Raw genomic sequence first — 14,664 nt, 5'->3', positions numbered from 1 at the left:
TCCTGGCCCACGCCCCCGCCGCGAGGGTCGTGGGCCGGGCGGGCTCAGCCGACCTGCGGGTCGCCCTTGGTGTAGCTCAGGCGCTCGACCTGGCCGTCCTCGAATTTGCTGTCGATCTTCTTGCCGTTGACGTACAGCTCGATCGCCCCGGCGTTGCCGAGGATCAGGTCGACCTGCTGGCCGTCCTGGAACGTCTGGGCCTCGCCCTTCTGGAGCAGGCCGTCGAAGAGCATCTTGCCGTTGTGGTCCTTGGCGGAGATCCAGCTCTTGTCGTTGATCGCGGTGACCTTGACGGTGACCTTGTCGGCGGGGACGGCTGCGATCGCGCTGTCGGAGGGGCTGGGGGTGGGCTTGGGGGCGGGGGGCTTGGAGGGGGCGGGGGCGGACGGCGACTTGGCCGGGGGCTTCTGCTGGGCGGGGCCCTCGGCGACGGAACTGCCGCTCTTCTTGTCGCTGCCGCCGCTGAACATGGTGAAGCCGACGAAGCCGACGACCACGACGATGGCGGCGACCATGGCGGCGGTCCAGTTGGGGCGGCGCGGTTCGGGGCGGATGCGTTCCGCCTCGAACAGGGGGGCCGCGGGGGTGGGCGCGGGACGGCCGCCGTGGTCGGCGTCGTACTGGTCGACCAGGGGGCCCGGGTCGATGCCGACGGCCTGGGCGAGCGTGCGGATGTGTCCGCGCGCGTACACATCGCCGCCGCAGCGCGAGAAGTCGTCCTCCTCGATCGCGTGCACGATGGGGATGCGCACCCGGGTGGCGGAACTGACCTCGTCGACCGTCAGTCCGGCGGCGATACGGGCCTGCTGGAGGACACGACCGATCGAGGGCCCGTCGTCTTCGATCGAAGGCCGGTCGTCTTCGGGAGAGTTGCCGATGGACACGGGGGCGCCTTTCGAGCGTGAGCCACCTGCTGGGTGTTCAGTCTAGGGGGGGTGGGAAAGAGTGGGGCAACCGGTGGAGCGGAGTTTGTACGCCATCGGTATGGCCGGCGCCCCTGACGAACGGAACGGCGACCACGCTTGCTTCCACGCTTCCCTCAACTTGACGTACGGCCAAGGGAAACGGTTGCTCGGGGATCCCGTACGAGTGCTGTTTGGGCCGGTCGGCCGACAGTGGCGGGTGGGGGCGGGGGGCGGAGTGGGGGGTGGGGCGACAGAATCTGTCAGCTGACAGCGCGATGACAGTCGACGGATTCTGTCCGCCGACCGCCCGCGACCGCCGCGCTCGCGCTCCCGCACACTCAGGGAGCCTCCCCCCGGATCACCGCCAGCACTCCATCGAGTTCATCCGGTTTGACCAGGACGTCCCGCGCCTTGGAGCCCTCGCTGGGGCCGACGATGTTGCGGGACTCCATGAGGTCCATCAGCCGGCCGGCCTTGGCGAAGCCGACCCGGAGCTTGCGCTGGAGCATCGACGTCGAGCCGAACTGGGTGGAGACGACCAGCTCGGCGGCCTGGCACAGCAGGTCGAGGTCGTCGCCGATCTCCTCGTCGATCTCCTTCTTCTGCTTGGTGCCGACGGTGACGTCGTCCCGGAAGACCGGGGCCATCTGGTCCTTGCAGTGCTGGACGACGGCCGCGATCTCGTGCTCGGTGACGAAGGCGCCCTGGAGGCGGGTCGGCTTGTTCGCGCCCATCGGCAGGAAGAGGCCGTCGCCCTTGCCGATGAGCTTCTCGGCGCCCGGCTGGTCGAGGATGACGCGGCTGTCGGCGAGGGAGGACGTGGCGAACGCGAGCCGTGAGGGCACGTTCGCCTTGATGAGGCCGGTGACGACGTCGACGGAGGGCCGCTGGGTGGCGAGGACCAGGTGGATGCCGGCGGCGCGGGCCAGCTGGGTGATGCGGACGATCGCGTCCTCCACATCACGCGGCGCGACCATCATCAGGTCGGCGAGCTCGTCGACGATCACCAGGAGGTACGGGTACGGCGTCAGCTCGCGTTCGCTGCCCTCGGGCAGTTTCACCTTGCCGTTGCGGATGGCCTCGTTGAAGTCGTCGATGTGGCGGAATCCGAACGCGGCGAGGTCGTCGTAGCGCAGGTCCATTTCGCGCACGACCCACTGGAGCGCCTCGGCGGCCCGTTTGGGGTTGGTGATGATCGGCGTGATGAGGTGCGGGATGCCCTCGTAGGCGGTCAGCTCCACGCGCTTGGGGTCGACGAGGACCATGCGGACGTCCTCGGGGGTGGCGCGCACCATCACGGAGGTGATGAGGCAGTTGATGCAGGAGGACTTTCCGGAGCCGGTGGCTCCGGCGACCAGGACGTGCGGCATCTTGGCGAGGTTGGCCATCACATAGCCCCCCTCGACGTCCTTGCCGAGCGCGACCAGCATCGGGTGGTCGTCCTCGGCCGCGTCCGCGAGGCGCAGTACGTCGCCGAGGTTGACCATTTCGCGGTCGGTGTTGGGGATCTCGATGCCGACGGCGGATTTGCCGGGGATCGGCGAGATGATCCGTACGTCGGGACTGGCGACGGCGTAGGCGATGTTCTTGGCCAGGGCGGTGATCCGCTCGACCTTGACGGCGGGGCCCAGTTCGATCTCGTAGCGGGTGACCGTGGGGCCGCGGGTGAAGCCGGTGACGTTGGCGTCGACCTTGAATTCCATGAAGACGTTCTGGAGCGAGGCGACGACGGCGTCGTTGGCGGCGCTGCGGGTCTTGCCGGGGCCGCCCTTCTCCAGGAGGTCGAGGGAGGGCAGCGCGTAGGTGATGTCCCCGGCGAGCTGGAGCTGTTCGGCGCGCGGGGGCAGTGCTTCGGTGGTGTCGCGCGGCGGCTTGGTCAGGTCGGGGACGACGGGGGGCGCGCCGGGTGTGGCCTTGGGGGCCGTCTTGGCGGGGGTGGCGGTTTCGGGGGTGGCGGTCTCGGCGGCCCGGGCGGTGGGCAGCGGGGTGGCTTCGTGTTGTTCCTTGTCGCGTTCGCCGGTGACGCCCTGGGTGAGGTCGGCGACGACGGGCGAGGGCGGCAGTCCGTTCATGACGGCGCCGTCGAGGGCCGCGGCCGCGGCGGCGGCCACGTCGACGGGGTCGAGTCCGTTCTGGAACGCCGGCTGTACGGAGCCCCGCCGGGGTCCGCGGCCGCGGCGGCGGGTGAGTGCTTCCTGCTCGGCCCATTCGGGGTCGTGTGCGGCGGGGGTGGCGGGGCGGCGCCGGGTGCGGGCGACGGGTTCGTCCTCGCGCCATTCGTCGTCGTACGCCTCGTCCTCGGCGGCGTCGCCGGGCAGCGGTTCGAGGACGCCGAGTTTGACGCCGAGCAGCCGCAGCCGTTGCGGGATGGCGTTGACGGGGGTGGCGGTGACGACGAGCAGTCCGAAGACGGTGAGCAGGATGAGCATGGGGACGGCGAGGACGTCGCCGAGGGTGAATTCGAGGGGTTTGGACGCGCTCCAGCCGATGAGGCCGCCGGCGTCCTGCATGGCGTCGGTGCCGTCGTTGCGGCCGGGTGAGCCGCAGGCGATGTGGACCTGGCCGAGGACGCCGAGGGTGAGGGCGGACAGGCCGATCACGATGCGCCCGTTGGCCTCGGGCTTCTCGGGATAGAGGATGAGGCGGATCGCGATGGCGCCGAGGAGCAGCGGTACGACGACGTCGAGGCGGCCGAAGGCGCCGGTGACGAGCATTTGTACGAGGTCGCCGACGGGGCCGCGCAGGTTGGACCAGGTGCCGGCGGCGACGATGAGTGCGAGGCCGAGGAGCAGGAGGGCGACGCCGTCCTTGCGGTGGGCGGGGTCGAGTCCTTTGGCTCCGCGTCCTATGCCGCGGAACATGGCTCCGACGGTGTGGGCGGCGCCGAGCCAGACGGCGCGGGCGAGGCGGTAGACGCCGCCGGTCGGGGAAGGTGCGGCTTTGGGGGCGGGCCGGGGGGCGGCCGCTTTCCTCGCGGGCGCCTTTTTGGGCGCGGTCTTCTTGACGGGTGCTTTGGGGGCGGTGGCTTTCTTCGCGGGCGCAGCCTTCTTCGCCGGGGTACGGCCGGTGCGCTTCGCGGTGCCCGCCGTGCCCTGGGAACCCTTGCCGGACGTACGTGAGGCCATGGTGCTGAGGTTACCTGGGTCGGCGGCGGTGGACACGTGTGCCTACGCCTTCACCCGTCCGTGTCGTATGCCGCAAGGCTGCTGACGCCACGTCAGGTGGACGTGGCGTCAGGTGTCGGGCGGTCAGTTCTGGGAGGGGAGGGTGGGCGCGCCGCCGGTTCCGGGCTCCAGGGCGTCCAGTGCGCGGCGCAGGCCGGTGAGCTTGCGCTCCAGGTGGGCGGCGGTGGCGACGGCCGCGGCGTCGGCGGAGTCGTCGTCGAGCTGCTTGGAGAGCGCTTCGGCCTGTTCTTCAACTGCCGCGAGGCGCGCGGAGAGTTCGGCGAGCAGGCCGGCGGATTCCTTGGCGGGGCCGCTGCCGTGGGTGCCGCCTTCGAGTTGGAGGCGGAGCAGGGCGGCTTGTTCGCGCAGCTGGCAGTTCTTCATGTACAGCTCGACGAAGACGGACACCTTGGCGCGGAGCACCCAGGGGTCGAACGGCTTCGAGATGTAGTCCACGGCGCCCGCCGCGTATCCGCGGAAGGTGTGGTGGGGGCCGTGGTTGATGGCCGTGAGGAAGATGATCGGGATATCTCGTGTGCGTTCGCGCCTCTTGATGTGCGCGGCGGTCTCGAACCCGTCCATTCCGGGCATCTGGACGTCCAGCAGAATGACCGCGAAATCGTCCGTCAGTAGCGCTTTGAGCGCTTCCTCCCCTGACGATGCCCGCACCAGTGTCTGATCGAGCGCAGAGAGGATGGCCTCCAGCGCCAGCAGATTCTCCGGCCGGTCATCGACCAGGAGGATCTTGGCCTTCTGCACCATGGCCCGTCCTCCTCGCCCCGGCAGTGCACCGGGCGCCGCCCCAGGGGACGACTCCCTTGCGTCGCCCGTCCTTGTGCCGGTCATGGTAGCCGCACCCCGCCTGTCGCCACACCCTGTCACCGCGATGTCACTGTGCACGTAGCAGAAACGTAGTGGGAGACCAGAAGGTTCCCCGAATACCGTTGCCTCACACGTCGTCGGCCACAGTGAGTCAGCAACGCCCGGGCCCGCGGGCGGCGGGCGGTCACTTTCCTCGCATCCACTGCTCCATGACGGAGAGCAGATGGTCGGGGTCGACGGGCTTGGTCACGTAGTCGGAGGCGCCGGAGTCGATGGCCTTCTCGCGGTCCCCCTTCATCGCCTTCGCGGTGAGGGCGACGATGGGCAGGCCCGCGAACTGGGGCATGCGCCGGATCGCGGACGTCGTCGCGTAGCCGTCCATCTCCGGCATCATGATGTCCATCAGGACGACCGCGGTGTCCTCGTGCTGTTCGAGGACCTCGATGCCCTCGCGCCCGTTCTCGGCGTACAGCACTGAGAGGCCGTGCTGTTCGAGGACGCTGGTGAGCGCGAAGACGTTGCGTACGTCGTCGTCGACGATCAGTACCTTCTCGCCGCCGAAGTGGAACGCCTTGGCGGGGCTCCGCTCGGGCTCGCTCTCCTCCCAGCTCTGCGCCGGGGGCTGCCCGGTGGGCGCCGTCTCCTGGTGGGGGTCGCCGCCGAGCACCTTGCGGCGCCTGCGGAACAGACCGGCGGTCCCGGGCTGGGTGGTGCCGTGTCCGGTGGCGCCGTGTCCGGTGCCGGTGGCGGTGGCGTCCTGGTAGGGCTCCGGGTCGGGGCGGCCGGCGGCTTCGATGGCGAGGCCGGCCGCGGCTTCCATGCCGCCGGGGGCGAGCTGCGGGTAGCCCTGGGAGGGCAACTCGCTGAGGTGGAGCGGGAGATAGAGGGTGAAGGTGGAGCCGCGGCCCGGTTCGCTGGCCGCGTGGATCTCGCCGCCGAGCAGGCGGGCGATCTCCCGGCTGATGGACAGGCCGAGTCCGGTGCCGCCGTATTTGCGGCTGGTGGTGCCGTCGGCCTGTTTGAACGCTTCGAAGATGACGCGCATCTTGCTGGCCGCGATGCCGATGCCGGTGTCGGTGACGGAGAACGCGATGAGGTCGGCGTCGGCGTCGCGCAGCGAGCCGGCTTCCAGGAGCTGTTCGCGAATGGCGTGCGGTACGTCGGTTCCGGCGGGGCGGATGACGAGTTCGACGGCGCCGCTGTCGGTGAACTTGACCGCGTTGGACAGCAGGTTGCGCAGCACTTGCAGCAGGCGCTGTTCGTCGGTGTGGAGGGTGGCGGGCAGTTCGGGTGAGACCCGTACGGAGAAGTCGAGGCCCTTTTCCGCGGTGAGCGGGCGGAAGGTCGCCTCCACGTAGTCGACGAGCTGGACGAGGGCGATGCGGGTCGGTGAGACGTCCATCTTGCCGGCCTCGACCTTGGACAGGTCGAGGATGTCGTTGATCAGCTGGAGCAGGTCGGAACCCGCACCGTGGATCGTTTCGGCGAACTCGACCTGCTTGGGCGAGAGGTTGCCCTCGGCGTTGTCGGCGAGCAACTTGGCCAGGATCAGCAGGGAGTTGAGCGGGGTGCGCAGCTCGTGGGACATGTTGGCGAGGAACTCGGACTTGTAGCGCATGGAGACGGCGAGCTGTTCGGCGCGCTCCTCAAGCACTTGGCGGGCTTCCTCGATCTCGGTGTTCTTGACCTCGATGTCCCGGTTCTGCTGGGCCAACAGCTCGGCCTTCTCCTCCAGTTCGGCGTTGGAGGCCTGGAGGGCGCTCTGGCGGTTCTCCAACTCGGCGCTGCGTTCGCGCAGTTGCTCGGTGAGTTCCTGGGACTGCTTGAGCAGGACTTCGGTCTTGGAGTTGACGGAGATGGTGTTGACGCTGGTCGCGATCATCTCGGCGATCTGGTTGAGGAAGTCCTTCTGGATGTGGGTGAACGGCTGGAAGGAGGCCAGTTCGATCACGCCGAGGACCTTGCCCTCGAACAGGACGGGCAGCACGATCACATGGGCGGGCGGTGCCTCGCCCAGCCCGGACGAGATCTTGAGGTAGCCGGGCGGGACGTTCTCGACCAGGATGGTCCGCTTCTCCTCGGCGGCGGTGCCGATGAGGGTCTCGCCGGGCCGGAAGGAGGTCGGCATGGAGCCGGCCGAGTATCCGTAGCTGCCGCGCATCCGCAGCTCGTACGAGCCGTCGCCGGCCGCGCTGACCTCGGGGGCGCCGCCGGTCGGCATGGCGAGGAAGAACGCGCCGTGCTGGGCGGAGACGACCGGGGTCAGCTCGGTCATGATGAGGGAGGCGACGTCGTCGAGGTCGCGGCGGCCCTGCATGAGGCCGGAGATGCGGGCGAGGTTGCCCTTGAGCCAGTCCTGTTCCTTGTTGGCGACGGTGGTGTCGCGCAGGTTGGCGATCATCGTGTTGATGTTGTCCTGGAGGGCCTGGATCTCGCCGGCCGCGTCCACGTCGATCTTCAGGTTGAGGTCGCCGCGGGTCACGGCGGTGGCGACGGCTGCGATCGCGCGGACCTGCCGGGTCAGGTTCCCGGCCATCTCGTTCACCGATTCGGTGAGGTCGCGCCAGGTCCCGTCGACGTCGCGGACGCGGGCGTGGCCGCCCAACTGGCCCTCGGTGCCCACCTCGCGGGCCACCCGGGTCACTTCCTGGCCGAACGACGACAGCTGGTCGACCATCGTGTTGATGGTGTTCTTCAGCTCCTGGATCTCGCCGCGCGCATCGATGTCGATCTTCTTGGTGAGGTCGCCCTGGGCGATGGCGGTGGTGACGGTGGCGATCTGGCGGACCTGACCGGTGAGGTTGTCGGCCATGGAGTTCACCGACTCGGTGAGGTCCTTCCACGTGCCGGAGACACCGGGCACGCGGGCCTGACCGCCCAGGATGCCGTCCGTGCCCACCTCGCGGGCCACCTTGGTGACCTGCTCGGCGAACGAGGACAGGGTGGTGACCATCGTGTTCACGGTGTCGGCGAGTTCGGCGACCTCGCCGCGCGCCTCGACCGTCACCTTCTTGGTGAGGTCGCCGTTGGCGACGGCGGCCGAGACCCGGGAGATGTTGCGGACCTGGGTCGTCAGGTTCGCGGCCATCAGGTTGACGTTGTCGCTGAGGTCCTTCCAGATGCCGGTGACGCCCCGCACCCGGGCCTGACCGCCGAGGATGCCCTCGGTGCCCACCTCGCGGGCGACGCGGGTGACCTCGTCGGCGAAGTTGGACAGCTGGTCGACCATGGTGTTGACGGTCGTGACCAGCTCCAGGATCTCGCCCTTGGAGTCGACGGTGATCTTCTTGGAGAGGTCGCCCTCGGCGACCGCGGTCGTCACCTCGGCGATGTTGCGGACCTGTGAAGTCAGGTTGTTGGCCATGGAGTTGACGGACTGGGTGAGGTCCTTCCAGGTGCCGGAGACGCCCTGCACCTCGGCCTGGCCGCCCAGGATGCCCTCGGTGCCGACCTCGCGGGCGACACGGGTGACCTGCTCGGCGAAGTTGGAGAGCTGGTCGACCATCGTATTGAGGGTGTTCTTGAGTTCCAGGATCTCGCCGCGGGCGTCCACGTCGATCTTCTGGGACAGGTCGCCGCGGGCGACGGCGGTGGCGACCTGGGCGATGTTGCGGACCTGGGCCGTGAGGTTGCCGGCCATGCCGTTCACGGAGTCCGTCAGGTCGCGCCACACACCGGCGACGCCGGGCACCTGGGCCTGGCCACCGAGCCGGCCGTCGGTGCCGACCTCGCGGGCGACGCGGGTCACCTGCTCGGCGAAGGCGGACAGCTGGTCGACCATCGTGTTGATGGTGTTCTTCAGCTCCAGCATCTCGCCGCGGGCGTCCACGTCGATCTTCTGGGACAGGTCGCCGCGGGCGACCGCCGTGGTCACCTGGGCGATCTGACGCACCTGCGACGTCAGGTTGCCGGCCATGAAGTTGACGGAGTCGGTGAGTTCCTTCCAGGTGCCGGACACGCCGTCGACGCGCGCCTGCCCGCCGAGCCGGCCCTCGGTGCCCACGTCCCGCGCCATGCGCGTGACCTGGTCGGCGAACGAGGAGAGCTGCGCCACCATCGTGTTGACGGTGTTCTTCAGCTCCAGCATCTCGCCCGCGACATCCACGGTGACCTTCTGCGACAGGTCGCCGTTGGCGACCGCCGTGGTCACCTGGGCGATGTCGCGGACCTGGCCGGTGAGGTTGCGGAAGGCGGTGTTGACGGAGTCGGTGAGGTCCTTCCACGTGCCCGCGGCCCCCGGCACCTCGGCCTGTCCGCCGAGCCGGCCCTCGATGCCGACCTCGCGGGCGACCCGGGTCACCTCGGAGCCGAACGACTGGAGCTGGTCGACCATCGTGTTGACGGTGTTCTTCAGCTCCAGCATCTCCCCGGCCACGTCGACCGTGACCTTCTGGCTCATGTCTCCGCTGGCGACGGCCGTCGTCACCTGCGCGATGTCCCGCACCTGCGTCGTCAGGTTGCGAAAGACGGTGTTGACGGAGTCGGTGAGGTCCTTCCACGTGCCCGCGGCCCCCGGCACCTGCGCCTGACCGCCGAGCAGGCCCTCGGCGCCGACCTCGTTGGCGACGCGCGTGACCTCGTCCGCGAACGTGCGCAGCGTCTCGGTCATCTGGTTGATGGTCTCCGCGAGCTGGGCGACCTCGCCGCGCGCGTTCACGGTGACCTTCTGCGACAGGTCACCGTTGGCGACGGCGGTGGTGACCTGGGCGATGCCGCGCACCTGCGCGGTCAGGTTGGTCGCCATCACGTTGACGGAGTCGGTGAGGTCCTTCCACACCCCGGCCACGCCCGGCACCTGCGCCTGACCGCCGAGCTCGCCCTCCGTGCCGACCTCGCGGGCGACGCGGGTCACCTCCGAGGAGAACGAGGACAGCTGGTCGACCATCGTGTTGACGGTGTTCTTCAGCTGGAGCATCTCGCCGGCCACGTGCACGGTGACCTTGCGGGACAGATCGCCCTTGGCGACGGCCGTGGTGACGAGAGCAATATCACGTACCTGGGCCGTCAGCCGGTACGCCATCGTGTTGACGGAATCCGTCAGATCCTTCCAGGAACCGGACATTCCGCGTACCTGGGCCTGGCCGCCGAGCTTGCCCTCCGTGCCGACTTCGAGGGCGACCCGGGTCACCTCGTCGGTGAACGCGGACAGCTGGTCGACGAGGTTGTTGACGGTCCGGCCGACCTTGAGGAACTCGCCGCGCAGGGGCCGCTCGGCGCCGTCGCTGCCGTGCGAGCGCAGGTCCATGCGCTGTTCGAGATCACCGTCGGCGACCGCGGACAGGACCCGCCCGACCTCCGAGACGGGCCGGGCGAGATCGTCGACGAGCGCGTTGGAGGCGTCGATCGCGGTCGCCCAGGAGCCCTCGCAGGCGCCGTTCTCCAGGCGCTCGGTGAGCTTGCCCTCGCGTCCCACCATCCTGCGCACCCGGGCGATCTCCCCGGTCAGGTGGAGGTTGCGGTCGGCGACCTCGTTGAAGACGGCGGCGATCTCCGTCATCACCCCGTCGCCCGAGACCGTCAGGCGTTTGCGGAAGTTCCCGTCCCGCATCGAGGCGAGGGCGGCGAGCAGTCGTTGCAGTGCCGCCGTGTCGACCTCGGTGGTCCCGTTGCCTCCCCGCTGCTTGTGACTCCGGGCCTGTTGAGTCCGGGACTGATCGTCTTTCGCGCGCGTGCTTACGCCCCGCGCTGCTGCGCCAGACTCCACCGTGTCCCTCCCGCAAGGGTTGACCGCACTGCCCGGGCTGTCTCCCAAAGCATGCCCAGTGTTTCACCATGGCCGAACCAGGCCATAACAGTTCGGCAGCTTCGCATATCCGTCCCCGCCCACGGAGGGCGGAAACACCGGTGACCGGCATCCGTTCGGACAGCGAAGGTAAGTAACCTGGCTTCCGGCTGTCCCACCGCCCCGGTCCGCCCGGCAAGGGGTGGTTCGTCCCCTTCGCTCGGTAAAGCTTGGGGCGGGCGGCACAAAGGACGACCACGGGACACCGGAGGGGGCGGGCCGACGTGGGACTGTTGATTCCCGGAGGGCACGTTCCGGAGCCCCGGCAAGGAGATCCGGGCGTCGAGACGCGTACGAGGAGTTCTGTGATCACCGCGCGGGCGGCAGCCAGCTTCGACCCTGTCGGGCGGTCGGTCGCGACCGCCCGCGCCTTCGTCCGCGACACCCTCCAGGGCTGGGGGTACGCCGATGTCGTCGACGACGCGGTGGTCCTCACCAGTGAGCTCGTCACCAACGCGGTCGTCCACGCCGGCACCCAGGCCGACGTGCTGTGCCTGCGTTCGGACGACGGCGTACGCGTCGAGGTGGCCGACCGCTATCCCGAGCGTGAGGTTCCGCTGCTCGGCTCGCCCGCCGACATCGCGGGCCCCGACCGCGAGAACGGCCGAGGCCTGCTGCTGTGCGCGGCCCTCGCCTCGCGCTGGGGCGTCGAGTACACGCCGACCAGGAAGACCGTCTGGTTCCAACTCGACCTGCCCAACCGCCCCGTGGGCACCCGCTCGGCAGGCCCCGCCCTGCCGACCGCGCTGCTGCCGGTCACCGACGGCAGGGTCCGCGTCGCCGTCGTCCAGATCGACCGCGCGGGCGCGGTACGCGCCTGGAACGAGGACGCCGAGGAACTCTTCGGCCACCGGGCCGAGCAGGTCACCGGCAAGGCGCTCACCGACTTCGCGGCCTGGCCGCACACCCCCGGCACGTCCACCGGCATCGTCGAGGCCCTCCAACTCTCGCGCTGGGAAGGCACGTACGGGATAAGAGGGGCCGACGGGCGGGTGGTCCCGGTGTACGCCTCGCATCTGCGGGTCCGCGACACCGAGGGCGAACCGTCCACCGTCTGTCTGCTCGTACGCGACGACGAGCGGGCCGTGTTGCAGACGCCGACGCGTCAACCCGCCGCCGATCCCGGCACGTTGGGGGACAGCCGCAGCGTCGACCCGTTCGAGGTCTTCATCGGCTCCCCCGCCCCCGACGACCTCGACGGCCTGCTCCAGCGCACCGTGGAACGCGCCCGCGACATGCTGGACGGCGACTCGGCGTTCCTGCTGCTCGCCACCGACGACGAGACCGAGCTGGAGGTGCGGGCCACCACCGGCCTGCCCTCGGCCCGCCAGCGCTTCGCCCGCGTGCCCGTCGAAGCCGGCACCGGCCGCTACGGCTCGGCGCGGATGCCCGCCGTCCACGAGGACCTCGCGGCGGTGCCCGGTGCGGTGCCGCTCCTGGAGAGCACCGGGATGCGCTCGGTCGTCACCGTCCCCCTCAAGGTCGAGGGCCGCCTGACCGGTTCGCTCGGTGTCGCCGCCGAATCCCCCGGCCGCTACTCCAACGAGGAGGCGCTGCGCCTCCAGTTCGCAGCCGACCGCATCGCGCTCGCCGTCGAATCGGCCCGCCTGGGCGAGCTGGAACGCCTGCGCCGGGGCTCCCTGAGCTTCCTCGTCGAGGCCTCCGACCTGCTGGCCGGCACCCTGGACCGGGATCAGACGCTGGCCCTGATGGCCCAGATGACCGTGCCCACGCTGGCCACCTGGTGCGCCGTCTACACGATCGCCGACCAGGCGTCGGACCCCTACCTCTCCTATGTCCTGCACGAGGACGAGGAGCGCATCGACGGCCTCAAGGCCCTCCTGTCCAAGATCAGCCCGCCGGAGCCGGTGCCCACCCCCGGCGCCCGCGTCTGGACCGCGCCGGGCGAGGCCGCCCACCAGGCCGCGCTCCGCGTCTCGATGCGTGACTTCGGCCGCTCCGGCGGCCCGCTCACCGGCAGCAGCCTCGGCACCACGTTGTCGACGGCGGCCGCGGTCGGCGGCGAGACGGTCGTGCTGCCGCTGGTGGCCCGCAACCGCGTGATCGGCATGCTGACGCTGGGCAAGCCGTCGGACGACCACTTCCGCCAGGAGATCCTCGAACTCGCCGAGGACCTCTCGCGCCGGGCCGCCCTCGCCCTCGACAACGCACGCCTGTATTCGGAGCGCATGGCGATCAGCCGCTCCCTCCAGCGCTCCCTGCTGCCGCCGGGCCTGCCGCAGATCCCGGGCGTCGAGGTCGAGGTGATCTACCGCGCGGCCGGCGAGGGCAACGAGGTGGGCGGCGACTTCTACGACCTGTTCCCGATCCGCGACGGCGCGTACGGCTTCGCCATCGGGGATGTGTGCGGTACGGGCCCGGAGGCCGCCGCGGTCACCGGCCTCGCCCGGCACGCCCTGCGCCTGCTGGCCCGTGAGGGCTTCGGCGGGCCGGCGGTCCTGGAGCGCCTGAACGCGGCGATCCTCGACGAGGGCGCCCGCAGCCGCTTCCTCACCCTCCTCTACGGGGAGTTGTGGCCCCAGGAGGACGGCAGCGCCATCCTGAAGGTCGTCTGCGCCGGCCATCCGCTCCCGCTGCGCCTGCGCCAGGACGGAACGGTCGAGCCGGCCGCCGACCCGCAGCCGCTGCTCGGCGTGATGGAGGACCTGGAACTGTACGAGCAGACGATCACCCTCGACCCGGGCGACGTCCTGCTCTGTGTGACCGACGGCATCACCGAACGCCGCGAGGGCACCCGCATGCTCGGCGACGACGGCCTCACCGATGTGCTGGCCACGTGCACGGGTCTGACGGCGGGCGCGGTCGCGGCACGGGTCCTGCGCGCGGTCGAGCGGTTCGCCGCCGAACCCGCATCCGACGACATGGCGATCCTGTCCATGCGCATCCCCGAGCAGGCCAAGCGCTAGCCCGGGGAGGGCACGCGGGAACGCGAAAGGCCCCGCCCAGAGGGCGGGGCCTTTCGATGTTCTGAGCCCCCATGCGGAATCGAACCGCAGACCTTCTCCTTACCATGGAGACGCTCTACCGACTGAGCTATAGGGGCCTGTTGTCGTTTCGGGGTTTCCCCCTCACCAACGAGATAAAGCATACCCCGAATCAGACGGTGTTCCGAACCGCGCCCGGCGCTTGCCGCTAGGCGGGTTGCAGCAGGCCGCCGAGTGCATTGCAGACGGAGACCAACCGCCGCAATTCCGCCGGGGAAAGCCCGTCGAGCGAGGGCAGCGCCAGCGTCTCGTCCGCGGCCCGCTCGGTCGCGGCAAGGCTCAGCCCGTCCCGCCTGAACTCCCGCATCCGGTGGACGGGAATGGGCACGGGCACCTCGCACGCGACCCCGCGCCGCCGCAACAGCCGTGCGAACGCGTCCCGATCGGGCCGGCCGTTGCCGGGGACCCGCACCACGTACCGCTGATAGCGATGCCCCTCGGCGGGCACGGGCGTCTCCACTCCGATGAGCCGCCGGTCCAAATACCCGGCGTGTTCCCGCCGTTGGGCCACGTCCCCGCCGAGGCCCTCGTGGTCCTCGGCCTCGATCAGCAACACCCCACGCCCAGCGGCCAGTTCGGCGAACCGCCCGCCATCCGCGGGATACCCGAAGCGGCGTACGAGTACGACAGCGGCGGTCCGTGACGTGACGGCCCGCCCGACGGCGTCCAGGTCCAGGCAGTACGTCGACGGATCGATGTCGGCGAACACCGGAACGGCCCCTGCGGCGACGACGGCCCGGGCCGACTCCGCGGTGTCGTAGGCCGGCACGATCACCTCGTCGCCGGTCGCGACCCCGGCAGACTTGAGCGCTCCTGTCATTCCCATGACAGCGGATCTTCCTCTTGCCACATGAACGCCAGGTGATCGGGCACAAAAAAAACGCTGGCCCCCGAACCGAAGTTCAGGGACCAGCGTTGAAGATTTGTTCGGCGGCGTCCTACTCTCCCACAGGGTCCCCCCTGCAGTACCATCGGCGCTGAAAGGC

Annotated in this window: 6 protein-coding genes and 1 tRNA gene; 1 reads left to right on the top strand and 6 read right to left on the bottom strand. The window is 69.9% G+C overall.

Annotation, left to right across the window (positions count from 1 at the left end; genetic code table 11):
* Window positions 1-44: 44 nt before the first annotated feature.
* The 4 genes from CG740_RS16090 to CG740_RS16075 all read right to left on the bottom strand — a co-directional run bounded on the left by CG740_RS16090 (window position 45) and on the right by CG740_RS16075 (window position 10,595).
* Window positions 45-884 carry a helix-turn-helix domain-containing protein gene (locus tag CG740_RS16090; protein WP_100575831.1) on the bottom strand — a complete coding sequence of 280 codons (840 nt, stop codon included), beginning with the start codon at window positions 882-884 and terminating at the stop codon, window positions 45-47.
* A gap of 359 nt (window positions 885-1,243) precedes the next feature.
* On the bottom strand, window positions 1,244-4,030 hold the full coding sequence (locus tag CG740_RS16085) for a DNA translocase FtsK (protein ID WP_100576066.1): 2,787 nt from the start codon (window positions 4,028-4,030) through the stop codon (window positions 1,244-1,246).
* A 123-nt stretch (window positions 4,031-4,153) separates the two neighbouring features.
* Entirely contained in the window at window positions 4,154-4,831 is a 678-nt protein-coding gene (locus tag CG740_RS16080) for a response regulator (RefSeq protein WP_100575830.1), read from the bottom strand.
* 244 nt (window positions 4,832-5,075) lie between these two features.
* Window positions 5,076-10,595 (bottom strand): HAMP domain-containing protein, encoded by a 5,520-nt coding sequence (locus CG740_RS16075; protein WP_199846470.1) that lies wholly within the window; start codon window positions 10,593-10,595, stop codon window positions 5,076-5,078.
* A gap of 383 nt (window positions 10,596-10,978) precedes the next feature.
* Here CG740_RS16075 and CG740_RS16070 point away from each other — a divergent pair, with 383 nt between their 5' ends.
* The gene (locus CG740_RS16070) at window positions 10,979-13,600 is read left to right on the top strand and encodes a SpoIIE family protein phosphatase (RefSeq protein WP_324901114.1); all 2,622 of its coding nucleotides are present in this window, start codon (window positions 10,979-10,981) and stop codon (window positions 13,598-13,600) included.
* Window positions 13,601-13,664: 64 nt separating this feature from the next.
* On the opposite strand, the gene CG740_RS16065 is transcribed toward CG740_RS16070, so the two are convergent.
* A tRNA-Thr gene (locus CG740_RS16065) sits at window positions 13,665-13,737 on the bottom strand.
* An 89-nt stretch (window positions 13,738-13,826) separates the two neighbouring features.
* Window positions 13,827-14,591: a DegT/DnrJ/EryC1/StrS family aminotransferase gene (locus CG740_RS16060; RefSeq protein WP_442802831.1), complete on the bottom strand. Its 765-nt coding sequence runs from the start codon at window positions 14,589-14,591 to the stop codon at window positions 13,827-13,829.
* Window positions 14,592-14,664 lie beyond the last annotated feature (73 nt).

It is taken from the genome of Streptomyces sp. CB01201, assembly GCF_002803085.1.
Lineage (GTDB): Bacteria > Actinomycetota > Actinomycetes > Streptomycetales > Streptomycetaceae > Streptomyces > Streptomyces hundungensis.
This window is presented reverse-complemented; position numbering and strand designations above follow the sequence as displayed.

What these genes read in the sequence shown, in the direction of transcription:
- CG740_RS16085 (WP_100576066.1), bottom strand. Translation starts at nt 4,030, where the DNA reads ATGGCCTCACGTACGTCCGGCAAGGGTTCCCAGGGCACGGCGGGCACC.
- CG740_RS16080 (WP_100575830.1), bottom strand. Translation starts at nt 4,831, where the DNA reads ATGGTGCAGAAGGCCAAGATCCTCCTGGTCGATGACCGGCCGGAGAAT.